The 15,842-nt window shown below is 53.9% G+C and carries 14 protein-coding genes, 2 tRNA genes and 2 rRNA genes; 10 read left to right on the forward strand and 8 right to left on the reverse strand.

Translation table 11 applies throughout. From position 1 onward, the window contains the following. Positions 1 to 62: 62 nt before the first annotated feature. Entirely contained in the window at positions 63 to 452 is a 390-nt protein-coding gene (locus PUP35_RS03940) for a VOC family protein (RefSeq protein WP_023334583.1), read from the forward strand. Positions 453 to 510: 58 nt separating this feature from the next. Continuing rightward, positions 511 to 1,800: a tRNA lysidine(34) synthetase TilS gene (gene tilS, locus PUP35_RS03945; protein WP_115876398.1), complete on the forward strand. Its 1,290-nt coding sequence runs from the start codon at positions 511 to 513 to the stop codon at positions 1,798 to 1,800. A gap of 28 nt (positions 1,801 to 1,828) precedes the next feature. On the opposite strand, the gene rof is transcribed toward tilS, so the two are convergent. Further along, positions 1,829 to 2,089: a Rho-binding antiterminator gene (rof, locus tag PUP35_RS03950; protein WP_008501890.1), complete on the reverse strand. Its 261-nt coding sequence runs from the start codon at positions 2,087 to 2,089 to the stop codon at positions 1,829 to 1,831. Next, a complete protein-coding gene (locus tag PUP35_RS03955) occupies positions 2,076 to 2,276 on the reverse strand; it encodes a YaeP family protein (RefSeq protein ID WP_008501889.1) in 201 nt (66 codons plus the stop codon). The genes rof and PUP35_RS03955 overlap by 14 nt, the downstream gene beginning before the upstream one ends. A 196-nt stretch (positions 2,277 to 2,472) precedes the next feature. Here PUP35_RS03955 and PUP35_RS03960 point away from each other — a divergent pair, with 196 nt between their 5' ends. The 3 genes from PUP35_RS03960 to nlpE are packed head-to-tail and all read left to right on the forward strand — an operon-like array spanning position 2,473 to position 4,176. Beyond that, positions 2,473 to 3,018, forward strand: a complete 546-nt coding sequence (locus PUP35_RS03960; RefSeq protein ID WP_023310470.1) for a YaeQ family protein — start codon at positions 2,473 to 2,475, stop codon at positions 3,016 to 3,018. Further along, the gene (arfB, locus tag PUP35_RS03965) at positions 3,015 to 3,437 is read left to right on the forward strand and encodes an alternative ribosome rescue aminoacyl-tRNA hydrolase ArfB (RefSeq protein ID WP_032649720.1); all 423 of its coding nucleotides are present in this window, start codon (positions 3,015 to 3,017) and stop codon (positions 3,435 to 3,437) included. Before PUP35_RS03960 ends, arfB begins: the two co-directional genes overlap by 4 nt. A gap of 34 nt (positions 3,438 to 3,471) precedes the next feature. Further along, positions 3,472 to 4,176 carry an envelope stress response activation lipoprotein NlpE gene (gene nlpE / locus PUP35_RS03970; protein WP_274242121.1) on the forward strand — a complete coding sequence of 235 codons (705 nt, stop codon included), beginning with the start codon at positions 3,472 to 3,474 and terminating at the stop codon, positions 4,174 to 4,176. 48 nt (positions 4,177 to 4,224) lie between these two features. Here nlpE and proS read toward each other — a convergent pair whose 3' ends face one another. From proS to metN, 6 genes are all read right to left on the reverse strand, one after another. Next, positions 4,225 to 5,943 (reverse strand): proline--tRNA ligase, encoded by a 1,719-nt coding sequence (proS, locus tag PUP35_RS03975; protein ID WP_274242123.1) that lies wholly within the window; start codon positions 5,941 to 5,943, stop codon positions 4,225 to 4,227. 112 nt (positions 5,944 to 6,055) lie between these two features. Continuing rightward, a complete protein-coding gene (tsaA, locus tag PUP35_RS03980) occupies positions 6,056 to 6,763 on the reverse strand; it encodes a tRNA (N6-threonylcarbamoyladenosine(37)-N6)-methyltransferase TrmO (protein WP_115876395.1) in 708 nt (235 codons plus the stop codon). Next, complete coding sequence (gene rcsF / locus PUP35_RS03985; protein ID WP_008501883.1) at positions 6,760 to 7,164, reverse strand: Rcs stress response system protein RcsF; 405 nt, start codon at positions 7,162 to 7,164, stop codon at positions 6,760 to 6,762. The genes tsaA and rcsF overlap by 4 nt, the downstream gene beginning before the upstream one ends. 106 nt (positions 7,165 to 7,270) lie before the next feature. After that, the gene (gene metQ, locus PUP35_RS03990; protein WP_014168729.1) at positions 7,271 to 8,086 is read right to left on the reverse strand and encodes a methionine ABC transporter substrate-binding lipoprotein MetQ; all 816 of its coding nucleotides are present in this window, start codon (positions 8,084 to 8,086) and stop codon (positions 7,271 to 7,273) included. Positions 8,087 to 8,126: 40 nt separating this feature from the next. Further along, positions 8,127 to 8,780 carry a methionine ABC transporter permease MetI gene (locus PUP35_RS03995; protein ID WP_271368680.1) on the reverse strand — a complete coding sequence of 218 codons (654 nt, stop codon included), beginning with the start codon at positions 8,778 to 8,780 and terminating at the stop codon, positions 8,127 to 8,129. Then, the gene (metN, locus tag PUP35_RS04000; RefSeq protein WP_023310475.1) at positions 8,773 to 9,804 is read right to left on the reverse strand and encodes a methionine ABC transporter ATP-binding protein MetN; all 1,032 of its coding nucleotides are present in this window, start codon (positions 9,802 to 9,804) and stop codon (positions 8,773 to 8,775) included. The genes PUP35_RS03995 and metN overlap by 8 nt, the downstream gene beginning before the upstream one ends. A gap of 188 nt (positions 9,805 to 9,992) precedes the next feature. On the opposite strand from metN, the gene gmhB reads away from it, so the two are divergent. The 5 genes from gmhB (at position 9,993) to PUP35_RS04025 (ending at position 15,811) form a co-directional block, all read left to right on the forward strand. Beyond that, positions 9,993 to 10,559, forward strand: a complete 567-nt coding sequence (gene gmhB, locus PUP35_RS04005) for a D-glycero-beta-D-manno-heptose 1,7-bisphosphate 7-phosphatase (protein WP_274242130.1) — start codon at positions 9,993 to 9,995, stop codon at positions 10,557 to 10,559. Between the two features lie 367 nt (positions 10,560 to 10,926). Beyond that, positions 10,927 to 12,468, forward strand: a 16S ribosomal RNA gene (locus tag PUP35_RS04010). Positions 12,469 to 12,537: 69 nt separating this feature from the next. Next, positions 12,538 to 12,614 (forward strand) — tRNA-Ile (locus tag PUP35_RS04015). A gap of 43 nt (positions 12,615 to 12,657) precedes the next feature. After that, positions 12,658 to 12,733, forward strand: a tRNA-Ala gene (locus PUP35_RS04020). 172 nt (positions 12,734 to 12,905) lie between these two features. Beyond that, positions 12,906 to 15,811: ribosomal RNA gene (locus PUP35_RS04025) — 23S ribosomal RNA — on the forward strand. The 16S and 23S rRNA genes sit together here with 2 tRNA genes alongside, the layout of an rRNA operon. Positions 15,812 to 15,842: the final 31 nt, after the last annotated feature.

Raw genomic sequence — 15,842 nt, forward strand, 5'->3', positions numbered from 1 at the left:
TGACCGCTTGCATGGTGCGGGTTTTCGGTTGTAACGTTCAGGGATCATAAAAAGGAGAAGCTATGCTGGGTTTAAAAGCTGTTCATCATATTGCGATCATTGCGACCGATTACGCGAAAAGTAAGGCCTTCTACTGCGACATCCTTGGCTTCACGCTTATGAGTGAGGCCTACCGCGAGGAGCGCGACTCCTGGAAGGGTGACCTGGCGTTAAACGGGCAGTATGTGATTGAACTGTTCTCTTTTCCTTTTCCGCCTGCTCGTCCGTCCCGCCCGGAAGCCTGCGGCCTGCGCCATCTCGCCTTCAGCGTCGATGACCTGGATAGCGCAGTTAAGCATCTGGAAGCACACGGCGTGACGTGCGAAGCGATTCGCGTCGATCCGTTCACCGACAAGCGCTTTACCTTTTTCAACGACCCGGACGGCCTGCCGCTGGAGCTTTATCAGCAGTAATGTTCGTCCTGTGTGATAATGCCCGCTCAGCTCGGGCATTTTTTATGTGTAATTCCCTATGATCTTACCCGCTATCGCACAAGCCGTTTCACCGTACCGCCAGCTGCTGGTGGGGTTTAGCGGTGGCCTGGATTCCACCGTTCTGCTCCATCGCCTTAAGCGCTGGCGCGATCGGGAACCTGACGTCCAGCTCCGGGCGATGCATATTCATCACGGATTAAGTCCTCACGCAGAGGAGTGGGTGGCGCACTGCGAAGCCTTGTGTGCGGCCTGGGCGATCCCGCTCATCGTTGAACGCGTCATGCTTGCGGAGGAAGGGCTGGGCATCGAGGCGCAGGCACGTAAAGCCCGCTATGCCGCGTTTGCCGGGGCATTACGTACCGGAGAAGCGCTGGTCACGGCCCAGCACCTGGACGATCAGTGTGAAACCTTTCTGCTGGCGCTTAAGCGGGGCAGCGGGCCGGCGGGGCTTTCTGCCATGCCGGCGCGTTCTGAATTTGCCGGCACAACGTTACTGCGTCCGCTGCTTGGCGAGACGCGCGCCTCGCTTGAAGCCTGGGCGCGAGAACATCAGCTGAGCTGGATCGAAGATGAGAGCAACCAGGATGACGGCTATGACCGTAACTTCCTTCGTCTGCGCGTCCTTCCGCTTTTAAGCGAGCGCTGGCCGCATTTCGCCGACGCGACGGCAAGAAGCGCCATGCTGTGCGCCGAACAGGAGTCGCTGCTGGACGAGCTGTTGAGCGGCGAGCTGGCTGGGCTGATTTCTGCCGACGGGGGGCTGGCGATCGCCCCGATGCAAGCGATGAGCCCGGTACGTCGCGCCGCGCTGTTACGCCGCTGGCTTGCCTCTCATCACGCTGCGATGCCGTCGCGGGCGATGCTGAGCCGTATCTGGGACGAGGTTGCCCTGGCGCGGGATGATGCTTCCCCGTGCGTCCACCTGAACGGTTTTGACGTAAGGCGCTACAAAGGGGAACTCTGGTGGGTAAAATCAACGCCTTCACTGACCGATGTGGTGCTCGACTGGCTTTCTCCTGAGCTTCCGCTGATATTGCCCGCTGAGGCTGGACGTGTCTCTATTATACCGTCTGGTCATGTGCGGCTGCCGGAGCCCGGTGAACCGGTAACGGTGCGCTTTAAGGCTGGCGGCATGCTGCATATCGTCGGGCGCAACGGGGGACGCAAGCTGAAGAAAATCTGGCAGGAGTGCAACGTGCCGCCGTGGCAGCGCGACACCACGCCGCTGCTGTTCTATGGTGAAACGTTGATTGCTGCGGCAGGGGTTTTCATTACGGAAGAGGGTTGGACAGAAGAGGGTGTCCGTTTTGAGTGGCAGAAAGCGTAACGGGCAGCCAGGCTGCCCGTTAGTGTCATCAGGATTCGCTCACCACGACGGTGCCGATTTGCGGGTGGCTGAAGCTGGCTATTTTGTCCAGGCGCAGCTCACGCGTCGCACCGGCATCTTCCACTATCAGGTATTCCACATTCTTGCGTGAAACCAGATCGCTGGCTTTTGCCTTCAACACTTCGCCATCTTTTAGCTCCAGCGTCAGTAATAAATGATGCTGGCAGGCGAGTTCGAGGTTGTCATAGTCATCACAATTGATGGGTTGATAAGTATCATTCATCGACATAATCGCTCACCAGTAAATTCGCCGCAGCATAAGCTGCTTTTTCCCTGACCGACTCTGAAAGGCTCTCATCAGAGGCCACTTCATTAAGCACTTTCAATACACAGCCCAACGCGTCCGGGACATACCCCAGATCTCCGCTGGCGATTTCCGCATACCGTTTGCGAATTAACTCACAATAATTATTCACATCCCCTCCCGCCAGCGCACTGACTTACTGTGAGATATCATTAAGCCTACGAAGATAAACTCGGTTTAGCAAGGTGACTATACCATACTCATTTAAGCAATATCAGCGCCTTGATAGCGGTGTATTTATCACCCCATAACAGCCTTTTGCCGCGGTTTTAGCTACAATGAGCGCCTGATTCGAATGGAGTTCTCTCATGGCGCTGAAAGCGACAATTTATAAAGCAGTGGTCAATGTGGCCGATCTTGATCGCAACCAGTTCCTCGACGCGTCGCTTACGCTGGCACGGCATCCCTCCGAAACCCAGGAGCGCATGATGCTGCGCCTGCTGGCGTGGATTAAGTACGCCGACGAGCGTCTGCAGTTTACCCGTGGGTTAAGCGCAGAAGACGAGCCTGAAGCCTGGCTGCGCAACGATCATCTGGGTATCGACTTGTGGATCGAACTCGGCCTGCCTGACGAGCGCAGAATTAAGAAGGCCTGCACCCAGTCCGCTGAAGTGGCCTTATTCGCGTATAATCAGCGTGCTGCGGAGATTTGGTGGCAGCAAAACAAGAGCAAGTGCGGACAGTTTAAAAATCTCACGGTTTGGTATCTGGATGATGAGCAGCTGGCTCAGCTGAGCGAGTTTGCCAGCCGGACCATGGTGTTGCAGGCGACGATTCAGGATGGCGCCATCTGGCTCTCTGATTCTCAGAATAATCTGGAAATTCATTTGACGGCGTGGCAGCCCGCGTCATGATCGTCTTGTCCCGTAACGTCAGCATTCCTGACAACGAGCTGGAGATCACCGCCATCCGTGCTCAGGGGGCCGGTGGGCAGCACGTCAACAAGGCGTCGACGGCTATCCATTTGCGTTTTGACATTCGGGCCTCGAGCCTGCCAGAGTATTATAAAGAAAGCCTGCTTGCTGCCAGCCATCACCTGATCACCAGCGATGGTGTGATTGTGATCAAAGCCCAGGAGTACCGCAGCCAGGAGCTCAACCGGGAAGCGGCGATAGCCAGGCTGGTGGCGGTCATCAAAGAATTAACGGCAGTACAAAAAAGCCGCCGGGCAACGCGGCCAACCCGCGCATCGAAAGAGCGTCGGCTGTCCTCGAAGGCCCAAAAATCCACAGTGAAAGCACTACGCGGTAAAGTTCGTCGCCCAACAGAGTGACGAAAGGGAACACAATTTTCATAAGGAATTCATTGTGAAAAAAGCATTATGGTCAGCGATGGCAGTGAGCACGCTGTTTGCGCTTTTCGGGTGTAACAACCGCTCCGAAACGCAGATGTTACAACCCACGCAAACGGAAGAGTTAAAACCAATGCAGCAGAGCTGGCGCGGCGTATTGCCTTGCGCAGACTGCGAAGGCATTGAAACGTCTCTGTTCCTGCAAAAAGACGGCACCTGGGTAATGAACCAGCGCTATCAGGGCGCTAAAGAACCCTCGTCATTTGCAACTTACGGAACATGGGCGCGTACGGCTGAGAAGCTGGTTCTGACGGATACCTCCGGTGAGAAAACCTTTTTCCGCGCCAAAGGCGAGGGAATGGAGATGCTTGACCGCGAAGGCAACCCGATTGAATCCCAGTTCAACTACACGCTTGCGCCGGTAAAAGCGGCTCTGCCTGCCACGCCTATGACAATGCGGGGGATGTACTTCTATATGGCGGATGCGGCGATCTTTACCGACTGCGCAACCGGCAGGAAGGTTAGCGTGGCAAACAATGCGCAGCTTGAACGTGATTACGCCGTGGCACGCGGTAATGACAGCAAGCCGGTATTGCTGACGGTTGACGGTCACTTTACGCTTGAAGCAAACCCGGATAGCGGAGAGATGGTGAAAACGCTGGTGGCGGATAAAGGCGCGAAATTTATTGCGGGCAAAGACTGTAACAGTAACAGTAAATAAGCTGACGTAGCACCATTAAAAAACCCCGCCTGAGCGGGGTTTTTTTGTTTAGCCTTTAATGGCTTTCACCAGGTAATCAAGGATGTCGCCGGTCTTGATCATCTGTTTTTCGCCGCTGCGACGGTATTTGTATTCAATCTCATCGCTGTCAAGGTTACGGTCACCGATAACGACGGTGTGTGGGATGCCGATCAGTTCCATATCGGCGAACATCACGCCCGGACGCTCTTTACGGTCATCCATCAGCACTTCGATGCCCTGAGCACGCAGCTCGGCATACAGCTTCTCGGCCAGCTCCTGCACGCGGTAAGACTTGTGCATGTTCATTGGCAGAATGGCGACCTGGAACGGCGCGATATTGTCCGGCCAGACGATGCCGCGCTCGTCGTAGTTCTGCTCAATTGCCGCAGCCACCACGCGCGTCACCCCGATACCGTAGCAGCCCATGGTCAGGATCTGGTTACGGCCATCTTCACCCTGAACGGCGGCGTTCAGCGCACGAGAGTATTTATCGCCCAGCTGGAAGATGTGACCGACCTCGATGCCGCGCTTAATCATCAGGGTACCCTGACCATCCGGGCTTGGATCGCCTGCAACCACGTTACGGATGTCAGCCACTTCCGGCGTCGCCACGTCGCGATCCCAGTTGATGCCGAAGTAGTGTTTACCGTCGATGTTCGCACCGGCGGAGAAGTCGCTCATTGCAGCAACCGTGTGGTCAATAACAACCGGCACCGGCAGATTGACTGGACCCAGTGAACCTGGACCCGCATTCACCACTGCGCGGATTTCCGCTTCCGTGGCGAACGTCAGCGGGCTGGCGACCTGCGGCAGCTTCTCGGCTTTCACTTCGTTCAGCTCGTGATCGCCACGCACCAGCAGGGCAACCAGCGGGTAAGCGCTGCCTTCGGTGGATTTCACCAGCAGCGTTTTCACGGTTTTTTCGATCGGCAGATTGAACTGCTCAACCAGCTCGGCAATGGTTTTCGCGTTTGGCGTATCAACCAGCGTCATCTCTTGCGTTGCCGCAGCACGCGGTTCTTTTGGTGCCAGCGCTTCTGCAAATTCGATGTTCGCCGCGTAGTCTGAAGAGTCAGAGAAGATCACATCGTCTTCACCGCTCTGCGCCAGTACCTGGAACTCATGGGATGCGCTACCGCCGATGGAGCCGGTATCAGCCTGCACAGCACGGAAATCCAAACCCATGCGGGAGAAGATTTTGCTGTACGCCGCGTACATTGCGTCGTAAGTCTCTTGCAGTGATTCCTGAGAGGTATGGAAAGAGTAGGCATCTTTCATCAGGAATTCGCGAGAACGCATGACGCCGAAACGCGGGCGAACTTCGTCACGGAACTTGGTCTGGATCTGGAAGAAGTTCAGCGGCAGCTGTTTGTAAGAGCTCAGCTCATTACGAATCAGGTCGGTAATAACTTCTTCATGCGTTGGGCCGAGAACGAACGGACGCTCGCCGCGATCGACGAAGCGCAGCAGTTCAGGACCATATTGTTCCCAACGGCCACTCTCCTGCCACAGGTCAGCGGGCTGAACCACAGGCATGGACACCTCGATAGCACCGGCGTTGTTCATCTCTTCACGCACGATGTTTTCGACTTTTTTCAGGACGCGCACGCCGGTCGGCAGCCAGGTATATAACCCGGAGGCCAGCTTGCGGATCATCCCGGCGCGCAGCATCAGCTGATGGCTGATCACTTCGGCGTCGGCAGGCGTCTCCTTCAGAGTGGAGAGCAGATATTGGCTAGTACGCATGTTGTTACGGTTCCATTTCGACGATTGGAACAGGCTGAAACACCAGCCTGACACAAAAAAAGTGGTTTAGTTTACCAGTGTGGCAAAGATGCCAAAAGAGAGGAGAACAAAATTACCTGGGTTCAAGGGCAAACACTTCAAAACCTGCCCCGGTGACGCGCCAGCGAACGTTAAAATCCATCAGCCAGACGGCGTACGTTTTTCCTGCTTCCTCTTCTTTACGGTAGGCCGGGCGCGGGTCCTGTGCCAGAACTTCGGTGATGAAATCCCGTAAGCGAGGATAGCGTTTCTCCAGCTGACCGAGCTGTGCGGTTATCTCAGGCGTAAAATACACCGGCATGTCCGCCTGTGGTGCGTCCTGAGCATAACTTGCACGCGCGTTCGGGAGCGCTTCGGCGAAGGGCAAATAGGGCTTGATGTCGATAACCGGCGTGCCGTCGACCAGGTCCAGGCTACCTAACTCCAGTATCACCCGATCTTTCTGGCAGCGTATGCCTTTCAGTTCAACCAGCGACATGCCAACCGGGTTTGGACGGAAGGTCGAGCGCGTTGCAAACACGCCCATTCTCGCATTGCCGCCAAGACGAGGAGGACGCACGGTAGGTCGCCAGCCGCCTTCCATCGTCTGGTGAAACACGAACACCACCCATAAATGGCTGAAAGCCTCGAGCCCGCGTACCGCATCGGCCTGATTGTAAGGCGCAATCAGGTGAAGCTCACCGCTTCCGCTGGTGACCAGACCGGGCTGGCGAGGGACGGCGAACTTCTCTTTATAAGGAGAGTGGATAACGCCTATCTGCTCGAACTGAAATGCACTCATTTCGCCGTGATGTTCAGCGCAGAACCGATGCAAACCGCCTGACGGTAGCAGCCCGGCGTGCCGCTGGTGACTTCACAGCTGTGCAGCAGAACCGCGTTAGCTTTCATTTTTGCGGCATTAATCTGCATGCGTTTACGCGCTGTCGGAATATTTGGTGGTGAGTCCTGATTGGTCGCCTGACAGGATTCGCCGCTCACTTCGCCCAGCTCACGGAACGGTTTACCGACGAGTTCGTCCGCTTTCGTGATAATGCGAACCGGCGCAGGGCGAACCACTTTCGGTTTCGCAGGCTCGGTCTTTGGCGGGGTTGCCGTGCTTTGAACAGGTTCAACGGGAGATCTGCTTAGCATAGAACAGCCGCTCAGCATGAGTGCTAAAAGACAGATCGGTAAAGCACGCATAATATTTCCTCAATGGATAATCAAAACGTCAGATATTGAATCAGTTGACTGCACAAATGACAAGACGGGCATAAGCCCGTCCTGATGATATTACACTGAGGTGAGATTACCAGCCTTTAACAGCGCCGCCGTTAAACACTTTGTTGGCTTCCTGGTAAACTTCATCTGACTGATAGGCCTGAACGAATTTCTTCACGTTTTCCGCGTCCTTGTTGTCTTCGCGAGTCACGATCAGGTTAACGTACGGGGAGTCTTTATCTTCAACGAAGATACCGTCTTTGGCTGGCGTCAGGCCAATCTGGCTGGCGTACGTGGTGTTGATAACGGCCAGAGCAATCTGTGCATCGTCCAGAGAACGTGGCAGCTGCGGTGCTTCCAGTTCAACGATTTTCAGATTTTTCGGGTTCTCGGTGACGTCCAGAACGGTTGGCAGCAGGCCAACACCGTCTTTCAGTTTGATCAGGCCCACTTTCTGCAGCAGCAGCAGGGAACGACCAAGGTTAGTTGGGTCGTTAGGTACGGCAACCTGAGAGCCCGGCTGCAGTTCGTCCAGTGATTTAATTTTCTTAGAGTAACCGGCAATCGGATACACGAAGGTGTTACCGACACCCACCAGTTTATAGCCGCGATCTTTAATCTGCTGATCCAGGTATGGCTTATGCTGGAAGGCATTCGCGTCGATATCGCCTTTGCTCAGCGCTTCGTTCGGCAGAACGTAATCGTTGAAGGTCACCAGCTCCACGTCCAGGCCATATTTCTCTTTTGCCACTTTCTGAGCAACTTCCGCAACCTGCTGTTCTGCACCTACGATAACGCCCACTTTAATGTGGTTTGGATCCTTTTCGTCTTGACCGCAACCCACCAGTGCCAGAGAGCCGATCAGCGCGCCTACTGCTGCGAAGGTCTTTAATTTAAACGCCATGTTTTATCCTTAACTCGTAGAGTTTGTGTTGTGTGTAACGTTATTTATGCGTAACAGCCCGGACGATGCAATCGCCAGAGAACTGGATTAAGTAAACCAAAACAACCAGCAATACCAGAACGGTATTCATCACGGTAGCGTTATATCCAATATAGCCGTACTGGTAACCAATCTGACCTAAACCGCCGGCACCAACGGCACCGCCCATCGCGGAATAACCGACCAGGGTGATAAGCGTAATGGTTGCCGCATTCACCAGCCCTGGCAGCGCCTCAGGCAGCAGAACCTTGCGGACGATCTGCATCGGCGTGGCACCCATCGCACGGGAAGCTTCGATCAAACCGGTTGGGATTTCCAGCAGGGCGTTCTCCACCATACGGGCGATAAACGGCGCAGCGCCAACGGTCAGCGGAACGATCGCCGCCTGCAGACCGATAGACGTTCCGACGATCACGCGGGTAAACGGAATCATCCACACCAGTAAAATAATGAACGGGATAGAACGGAAGATGTTCACCAGCGCAGAGAGCGTACGGTACAGCTTCGCGTTCTCAATGATTTGACCCGGACGCGTCACGTACAGCAACACGCCGACCGGCAGGCCAATCACAAAACCAAAGAAGCCAGAGACAAAGGTCATTGCCAGCGTTTCCCAAACGCCGCGAACCAGCAGCCACATCATCGGCTCAGACATAACCCAGTACCTCTACTTTTACGTGATGTTCTTGCAGCCAGGCAATGGCTGCCTGGGTTTCTTCTTGTGTGCCGTGCATTTCTGTCAGCATGATGCCGAACTTCACGCCACCGGCGTAATCCATCTGCGCGCTGATGATGTTGTTGTTCACGTTAAAGCGACGCGCGGTTTCGGAAAGCAGGGGAGCATCAACGGACTGACCGGTGAACTCCATGCGCAGCATCGGGACGCTGTCAGCAGCGGGTTCGGTCTTCAAACGCTCCAGATAGTCTTCCGGGATATCCAGATGCAGGGTGGACTGGATGAACTGCTGCGCCAGCGGGGTTTTCGGATGCGAGAACACTTCACTTACCGTGTCCTGCTCGATCAGTTCACCGTTGCTAATGACCGCCACGCAGTCGCAGATGCGTTTCACCACATCCATCTCGTGCGTAATAAGGAGGATCGTCAGGCCCAGACGACGATTAATGTCTTTTAGCAGTTCCAGAATAGAACGCGTGGTTGCGGGATCCAGTGCGCTGGTGGCCTCATCGCACAGCAGTACCTTAGGATTGCTGGCCAGCGCGCGGGCGATGGCCACACGTTGTTTTTGCCCGCCGGACAGATTTGCCGGGTAGCTATCATGTTTGTCGCCCAGACCCACGAGGTCGAGCAGCTCGGTGACGCGACGCTTCACTTCTTCTTTCGGCGTGTTATCCAGCTCAAGCGGTAAGGCAACGTTGCCGAACACGGTGCGGGAAGCCAGCAGGTTAAAGTGCTGGAAAATCATGCCAATCTGACGACGCGCTTTGGTGAGTTCTTTCTCTGAAAGGGCGGTAAGTTCCTGACCGCCAACTTCTACGCTGCCCTGGGTTGGACGCTCAAGCAGGTTAACACAACGGATCAGCGTGCTTTTACCTGCACCCGATGCGCCAATGACGCCATAAATTTGACCAGCAGGAACATGCAGGCTGACATTGTTCAGAGCCTGAATGGTTCGGTTCCCCTGCTGGAACACTTTGGTGATATTGGAAAGTTTAATCATTAGATTATTTTTATCGTATGTAAGTTAGCCGTGGCATTTTCTTCTGCCAGATACGGGTGATGACCGTAAACAAAACGGATGTTAAGGCATCCAGACGTCTAAATCAATCCAACTCTGTACGATGAGCACTTTATTGCGCTGCGATTCATGAGATACTAGTCGAACATGCCTTTTTCAGGAGCAAACCGGTGGCAAAATCAGTACCCGCAATTTTCCTCGATCGTGACGGCACTATTAATGTGGATCACGGTTATGTCCATGAGATTGATGAGTTCGAGTTTATCCAGGGCGTAATAGATGCCATGCGCCAGCTGAAAGAGATGGGGTATGCGCTGGTGGTCGTGACGAACCAGTCCGGTATTGCACGCGGTAAATTCACCGAAGCGCAGTTCGAAACGCTGACGGAATGGATGGACTGGTCGCTGGCCGACCGCGGTGTGGATCTCGATGGCATCTATTATTGTCCGCACCACCCACAGGGAACCGTAGAAGAGTATCGTCAGACCTGTGATTGCCGTAAGCCGCATCCGGGGATGTTCATCTCTGCGCAGGAGTTCCTGCACATTGATATGGCGGCTTCTTATATGGTGGGCGATAAACTGGAAGATATGCAGGCAGCCACAGCAGCGGGTGTAGGGACCAAAATATTAGTACGCACCGGCAAGCCAGTGACGCCAGAAGCTGAGAATGCTGCGGATTGGGTAATTAATAGTCTGGCCGATCTGCCAAAAGAGATTAAAAAGCACCAAAAATAGCCTTTCTGGTGAAAAGATGAGCGGTTGAAATAAAAATGCATTTTTCCGCTTGTCATTCCTCGGCGGCCCCCTATAATGCGCCTCCATCGACACGGCGGATGTGAATCACTTCACAAACAGCCGGTCGGTTGAAGAGAAAAAATCCTGAAATAACGGGTTGACTCTGAAAGAGGAAAGCGTAATATACGCCACCTCGCAACGGTGAGCGAAAGCTGCGTTGCACTGCTCTTTAACAATTTATCAGACAATCTGTGTGGGCACTCAAAGTGACATGGATTCTTAATGTCTTCGGACAATAAATGAATACCAAGTCTCTGAGTGAACATGCGTAATTCATTACGAAGTTTAATTCACGAGCATCAAACTTAAATTGAAGAGTTTGATCATGGCTCAGATTGAACGCTGGCGGCAGGCCTAACACATGCAAGTCGAGCGGCAGCGGAAAGTAGCTTGCTACTTTGCCGGCGAGCGGCGGACGGGTGAGTAATGTCTGGGAAACTGCCTGATGGAGGGGGATAACTACTGGAAACGGTAGCTAATACCGCATAACGTCGCAAGACCAAAGAGGGGGACCTTCGGGCCTCTTGCCATCAGATGTGCCCAGATGGGATTAGCTAGTAGGTGGGGTAACGGCTCACCTAGGCGACGATCCCTAGCTGGTCTGAGAGGATGACCAGCCACACTGGAACTGAGACACGGTCCAGACTCCTACGGGAGGCAGCAGTGGGGAATATTGCACAATGGGCGCAAGCCTGATGCAGCCATGCCGCGTGTATGAAGAAGGCCTTCGGGTTGTAAAGTACTTTCAGCGGGGAGGAAGGCGGTGAGGTTAATAACCTCATCGATTGACGTTACCCGCAGAAGAAGCACCGGCTAACTCCGTGCCAGCAGCCGCGGTAATACGGAGGGTGCAAGCGTTAATCGGAATTACTGGGCGTAAAGCGCACGCAGGCGGTCTGTCAAGTCGGATGTGAAATCCCCGGGCTCAACCTGGGAACTGCATTCGAAACTGGCAGGCTAGAGTCTTGTAGAGGGGGGTAGAATTCCAGGTGTAGCGGTGAAATGCGTAGAGATCTGGAGGAATACCGGTGGCGAAGGCGGCCCCCTGGACAAAGACTGACGCTCAGGTGCGAAAGCGTGGGGAGCAAACAGGATTAGATACCCTGGTAGTCCACGCCGTAAACGATGTCGACTTGGAGGTTGTGCCCTTGAGGCGTGGCTTCCGGAGCTAACGCGTTAAGTCGACCGCCTGGGGAGTACGGCCGCAAGGTTAAAACTCAAATGAATTGACGGGGGCCCGCACAAGCGGTGGAGCATGTGGTTTAATTCGATGCAACGCGAAGAACCTTACCTACTCTTGACATCCAGAGAACTTTCCAGAGATGGATTGGTGCCTTCGGGAACTCTGAGACAGGTGCTGCATGGCTGTCGTCAGCTCGTGTTGTGAAATGTTGGGTTAAGTCCCGCAACGAGCGCAACCCTTATCCTTTGTTGCCAGCGGTTAGGCCGGGAACTCAAAGGAGACTGCCAGTGATAAACTGGAGGAAGGTGGGGATGACGTCAAGTCATCATGGCCCTTACGAGTAGGGCTACACACGTGCTACAATGGCGCATACAAAGAGAAGCGACCTCGCGAGAGCAAGCGGACCTCATAAAGTGCGTCGTAGTCCGGATTGGAGTCTGCAACTCGACTCCATGAAGTCGGAATCGCTAGTAATCGTAGATCAGAATGCTACGGTGAATACGTTCCCGGGCCTTGTACACACCGCCCGTCACACCATGGGAGTGGGTTGCAAAAGAAGTAGGTAGCTTAACCTTCGGGAGGGCGCTTACCACTTTGTGATTCATGACTGGGGTGAAGTCGTAACAAGGTAACCGTAGGGGAACCTGCGGTTGGATCACCTCCTTACCTTAAAGAACCTGCCTTTGTAGTGCTCACACAGATTGTCTGATGAAAAACAGCAGTAAAAATCTCTGCAGGCTTGTAGCTCAGGTGGTTAGAGCGCACCCCTGATAAGGGTGAGGTCGGTGGTTCAAGTCCACTCAGGCCTACCAAACTCCTTTTAAAGGATGAGCGGTACAGAGATTGCAAAACGATGGGGCTATAGCTCAGCTGGGAGAGCGCCTGCTTTGCACGCAGGAGGTCTGCGGTTCGATCCCGCATAGCTCCACCATCTTTTACTGCAAACACAAGAAAACTTCAGAGTGAACCTGAAAAGGTGCACTGCGAAGTTTTGCTCTTTAAAAATCTGGATCAAGCTGAAAATTGAAACGACACATCTTTAATGGTGTGTTCGAGTCTCTCAAATTTTCGCAATCTTGAAGTGAAACATCTTCGGGTTGTGAGGTTAAGCGACTAAGCGTACACGGTGGATGCCCTGGCAGTCAGAGGCGATGAAGGACGTGCTAATCTGCGAAAAGCGCCGGCGAGGTGATATGAACCTTTGACCCGGCGATGTCCGAATGGGGAAACCCAGTGCAATTCGTTGCACTATCGTTAACTGAATACATAGGTTAACGAGGCGAACCGGGGGAACTGAAACATCTAAGTACCCCGAGGAAAAGAAATCAACCGAGATTCCCCCAGTAGCGGCGAGCGAACGGGGAGCAGCCCAGAGTCTGAATCAGCTTGTGTGTTAGTGGAAGCGTCTGGAAAGTCGCACGGTACAGGGTGACAGTCCCGTACACGAAAGCACACAGGCTGTGAACTCGAAGAGTAGGGCGGGACACGTGGTATCCTGTCTGAATATGGGGGGACCATCCTCCAAGGCTAAATACTCCTGACTGACCGATAGTGAACCAGTACCGTGAGGGAAAGGCGAAAAGAACCCCGGCGAGGGGAGTGAAAAAGAACCTGAAACCGTGTACGTACAAGCAGTGGGAGCACCTTCGTGGTGTGACTGCGTACCTTTTGTATAATGGGTCAGCGACTTATATTCTGTAGCAAGGTTAACCGTATAGGGGAGCCGAAGGGAAACCGAGTCTTAACTGGGCGTTAAGTTGCAGGGTATAGACCCGAAACCCGGTGATCTAGCCATGGGCAGGTTGAAGGTTGGGTAACACTAACTGGAGGACCGAACCGACTAATGTTGAAAAATTAGCGGATGACTTGTGGCTGGGGGTGAAAGGCCAATCAAACCGGGAGATAGCTGGTTCTCCCCGAAAGCTATTTAGGTAGCGCCTCGTGAATTCATCTTCGGGGGTAGAGCACTGTTTCGGCTAGGGGGCCATCCCGGCTTACCAACCCGATGCAAACTACGAATACCGAAGAATGTTATCACGGGAGACACACGGCGGGTGCTAACGTCCGTCGTGAAGAGGGAAACAACCCAGACCGCCAGCTAAGGTCCCAAAGTCATGGTTAAGTGGGAAACGATGTGGGAAGGCACAGACAGCCAGGATGTTGGCTTAGAAGCAGCCATCATTTAAAGAAAGCGTAATAGCTCACTGGTCGAGTCGGCCTGCGCGGAAGATGTAACGGGGCTAAACCATGCACCGAAGCTGCGGCAGCGACGCTTATGCGTTGTTGGGTAGGGGAGCGTTCTGTAAGCCGTTGAAGGTGTGCTGTGAGGCATGCTGGAGGTATCAGAAGTGCGAATGCTGACATAAGTAACGATAAAGCGGGTGAAAAGCCCGCTCGCCGGAAGACCAAGGGTTCCTGTCCAACGTTAATCGGGGCAGGGTGAGTCGACCCCTAAGGCGAGGCCGAAAGGCGTAGTCGATGGGAAACAGGTTAATATTCCTGTACTTGGTGTTACTGCGAAGGGGGGACGGAGAAGGCTATGTTAGCCGGGCGACGGTTGTCCCGGTTTAAGCATGTAGGCGGAACGACCAGGTAAATCCGGTCGTTTATTAACGCTGAGGTGTGATGACGAGGCACTACGGTGCTGAAGTAACAAATGCCCTGCTTCCAGGAAAAGCCTCTAAGCATCAGGTAACACGAAATCGTACCCCAAACCGACACAGGTGGTCAGGTAGAGAATACCAAGGCGCTTGAGAGAACTCGGGTGAAGGAACTAGGCAAAATGGTGCCGTAACTTCGGGAGAAGGCACGCTGATATGTAGGTGAAGCCCCTGCGGGTGGAGCTGAAATCAGTCGAAGATACCAGCTGGCTGCAACTGTTTATTAAAAACACAGCACTGTGCAAACACGAAAGTGGACGTATACGGTGTGACGCCTGCCCGGTGCCGGAAGGTTAATTGATGGGGTTAGCGGCAACGCGAAGCTCTTGATCGAAGCCCCGGTAAACGGCGGCCGTAACTATAACGGTCCTAAGGTAGCGAAATTCCTTGTCGGGTAAGTTCCGACCTGCACGAATGGCGTAATGATGGCCAGGCTGTCTCCACCCGAGACTCAGTGAAATTGAACTCGCTGTGAAGATGCAGTGTACCCGCGGCAAGACGGAAAGACCCCGTGAACCTTTACTATAGCTTGACACTGAACACTGGTCCTTGATGTGTAGGATAGGTGGGAGGCTTTGAAGCGTGGACGCCAGTCTGCGTGGAGCCGTCCTTGAAATACCACCCTTTAATGGCTGGTGTTCTAACGTAGACCCGTGATCCGGGTTGCGGACAGTGTCTGGTGGGTAGTTTGACTGGGGCGGTCTCCTCCCAAAGAGTAACGGAGGAGCACGAAGGTTAGCTAATCCTGGTCGGACATCAGGAGGTTAGTGCAATGGCATAAGCTAGCTTGACTGCGAGAGTGACGGCTCGAGCAGGTGCGAAAGCAGGTCATAGTGATCCGGTGGTTCTGAATGGAAGGGCCATCGCTCAACGGATAAAAGGTACTCCGGGGATAACAGGCTGATACCGCCCAAGAGTTCATATCGACGGCGGTGTTTGGCACCTCGATGTCGGCTCATCACATCCTGGGGCTGAAGTAGGTCCCAAGGGTATGGCTGTTCGCCATTTAAAGTGGTACGCGAGCTGGGTTTAGAACGTCGTGAGACAGTTCGGTCCCTATCTGCCGTGGGCGCTGGAGAATTGAGGGGGGCTGCTCCTAGTACGAGAGGACCGGAGTGGACGCATCACTGGTGTTCGGGTTGTCATGCCAATGGCACTGCCCGGTAGCTAAATGCGGAAAAGATAAGTGCTGAAAGCATCTAAGCACGAAACTTGCCCCGAGATGAGTTCTCCCTGAGACTTTAAGTCTCCTGAAGGAACGTTAAAGACTATGACGTTGATAGGTCGGGTGTGTAAGCGCAGCGATGCGTTGAGCTAACCGATACTAATGAACCGTGAGGCTTAACCTTACAACGCCGAAGGTGTTTTGGCGAAGAGACA

The sequence above is a fragment of the Enterobacter sp. S-33 genome, from assembly GCF_028735835.1.
Taxonomy (GTDB): domain Bacteria; phylum Pseudomonadota; class Gammaproteobacteria; order Enterobacterales; family Enterobacteriaceae; genus Enterobacter; species Enterobacter vonholyi.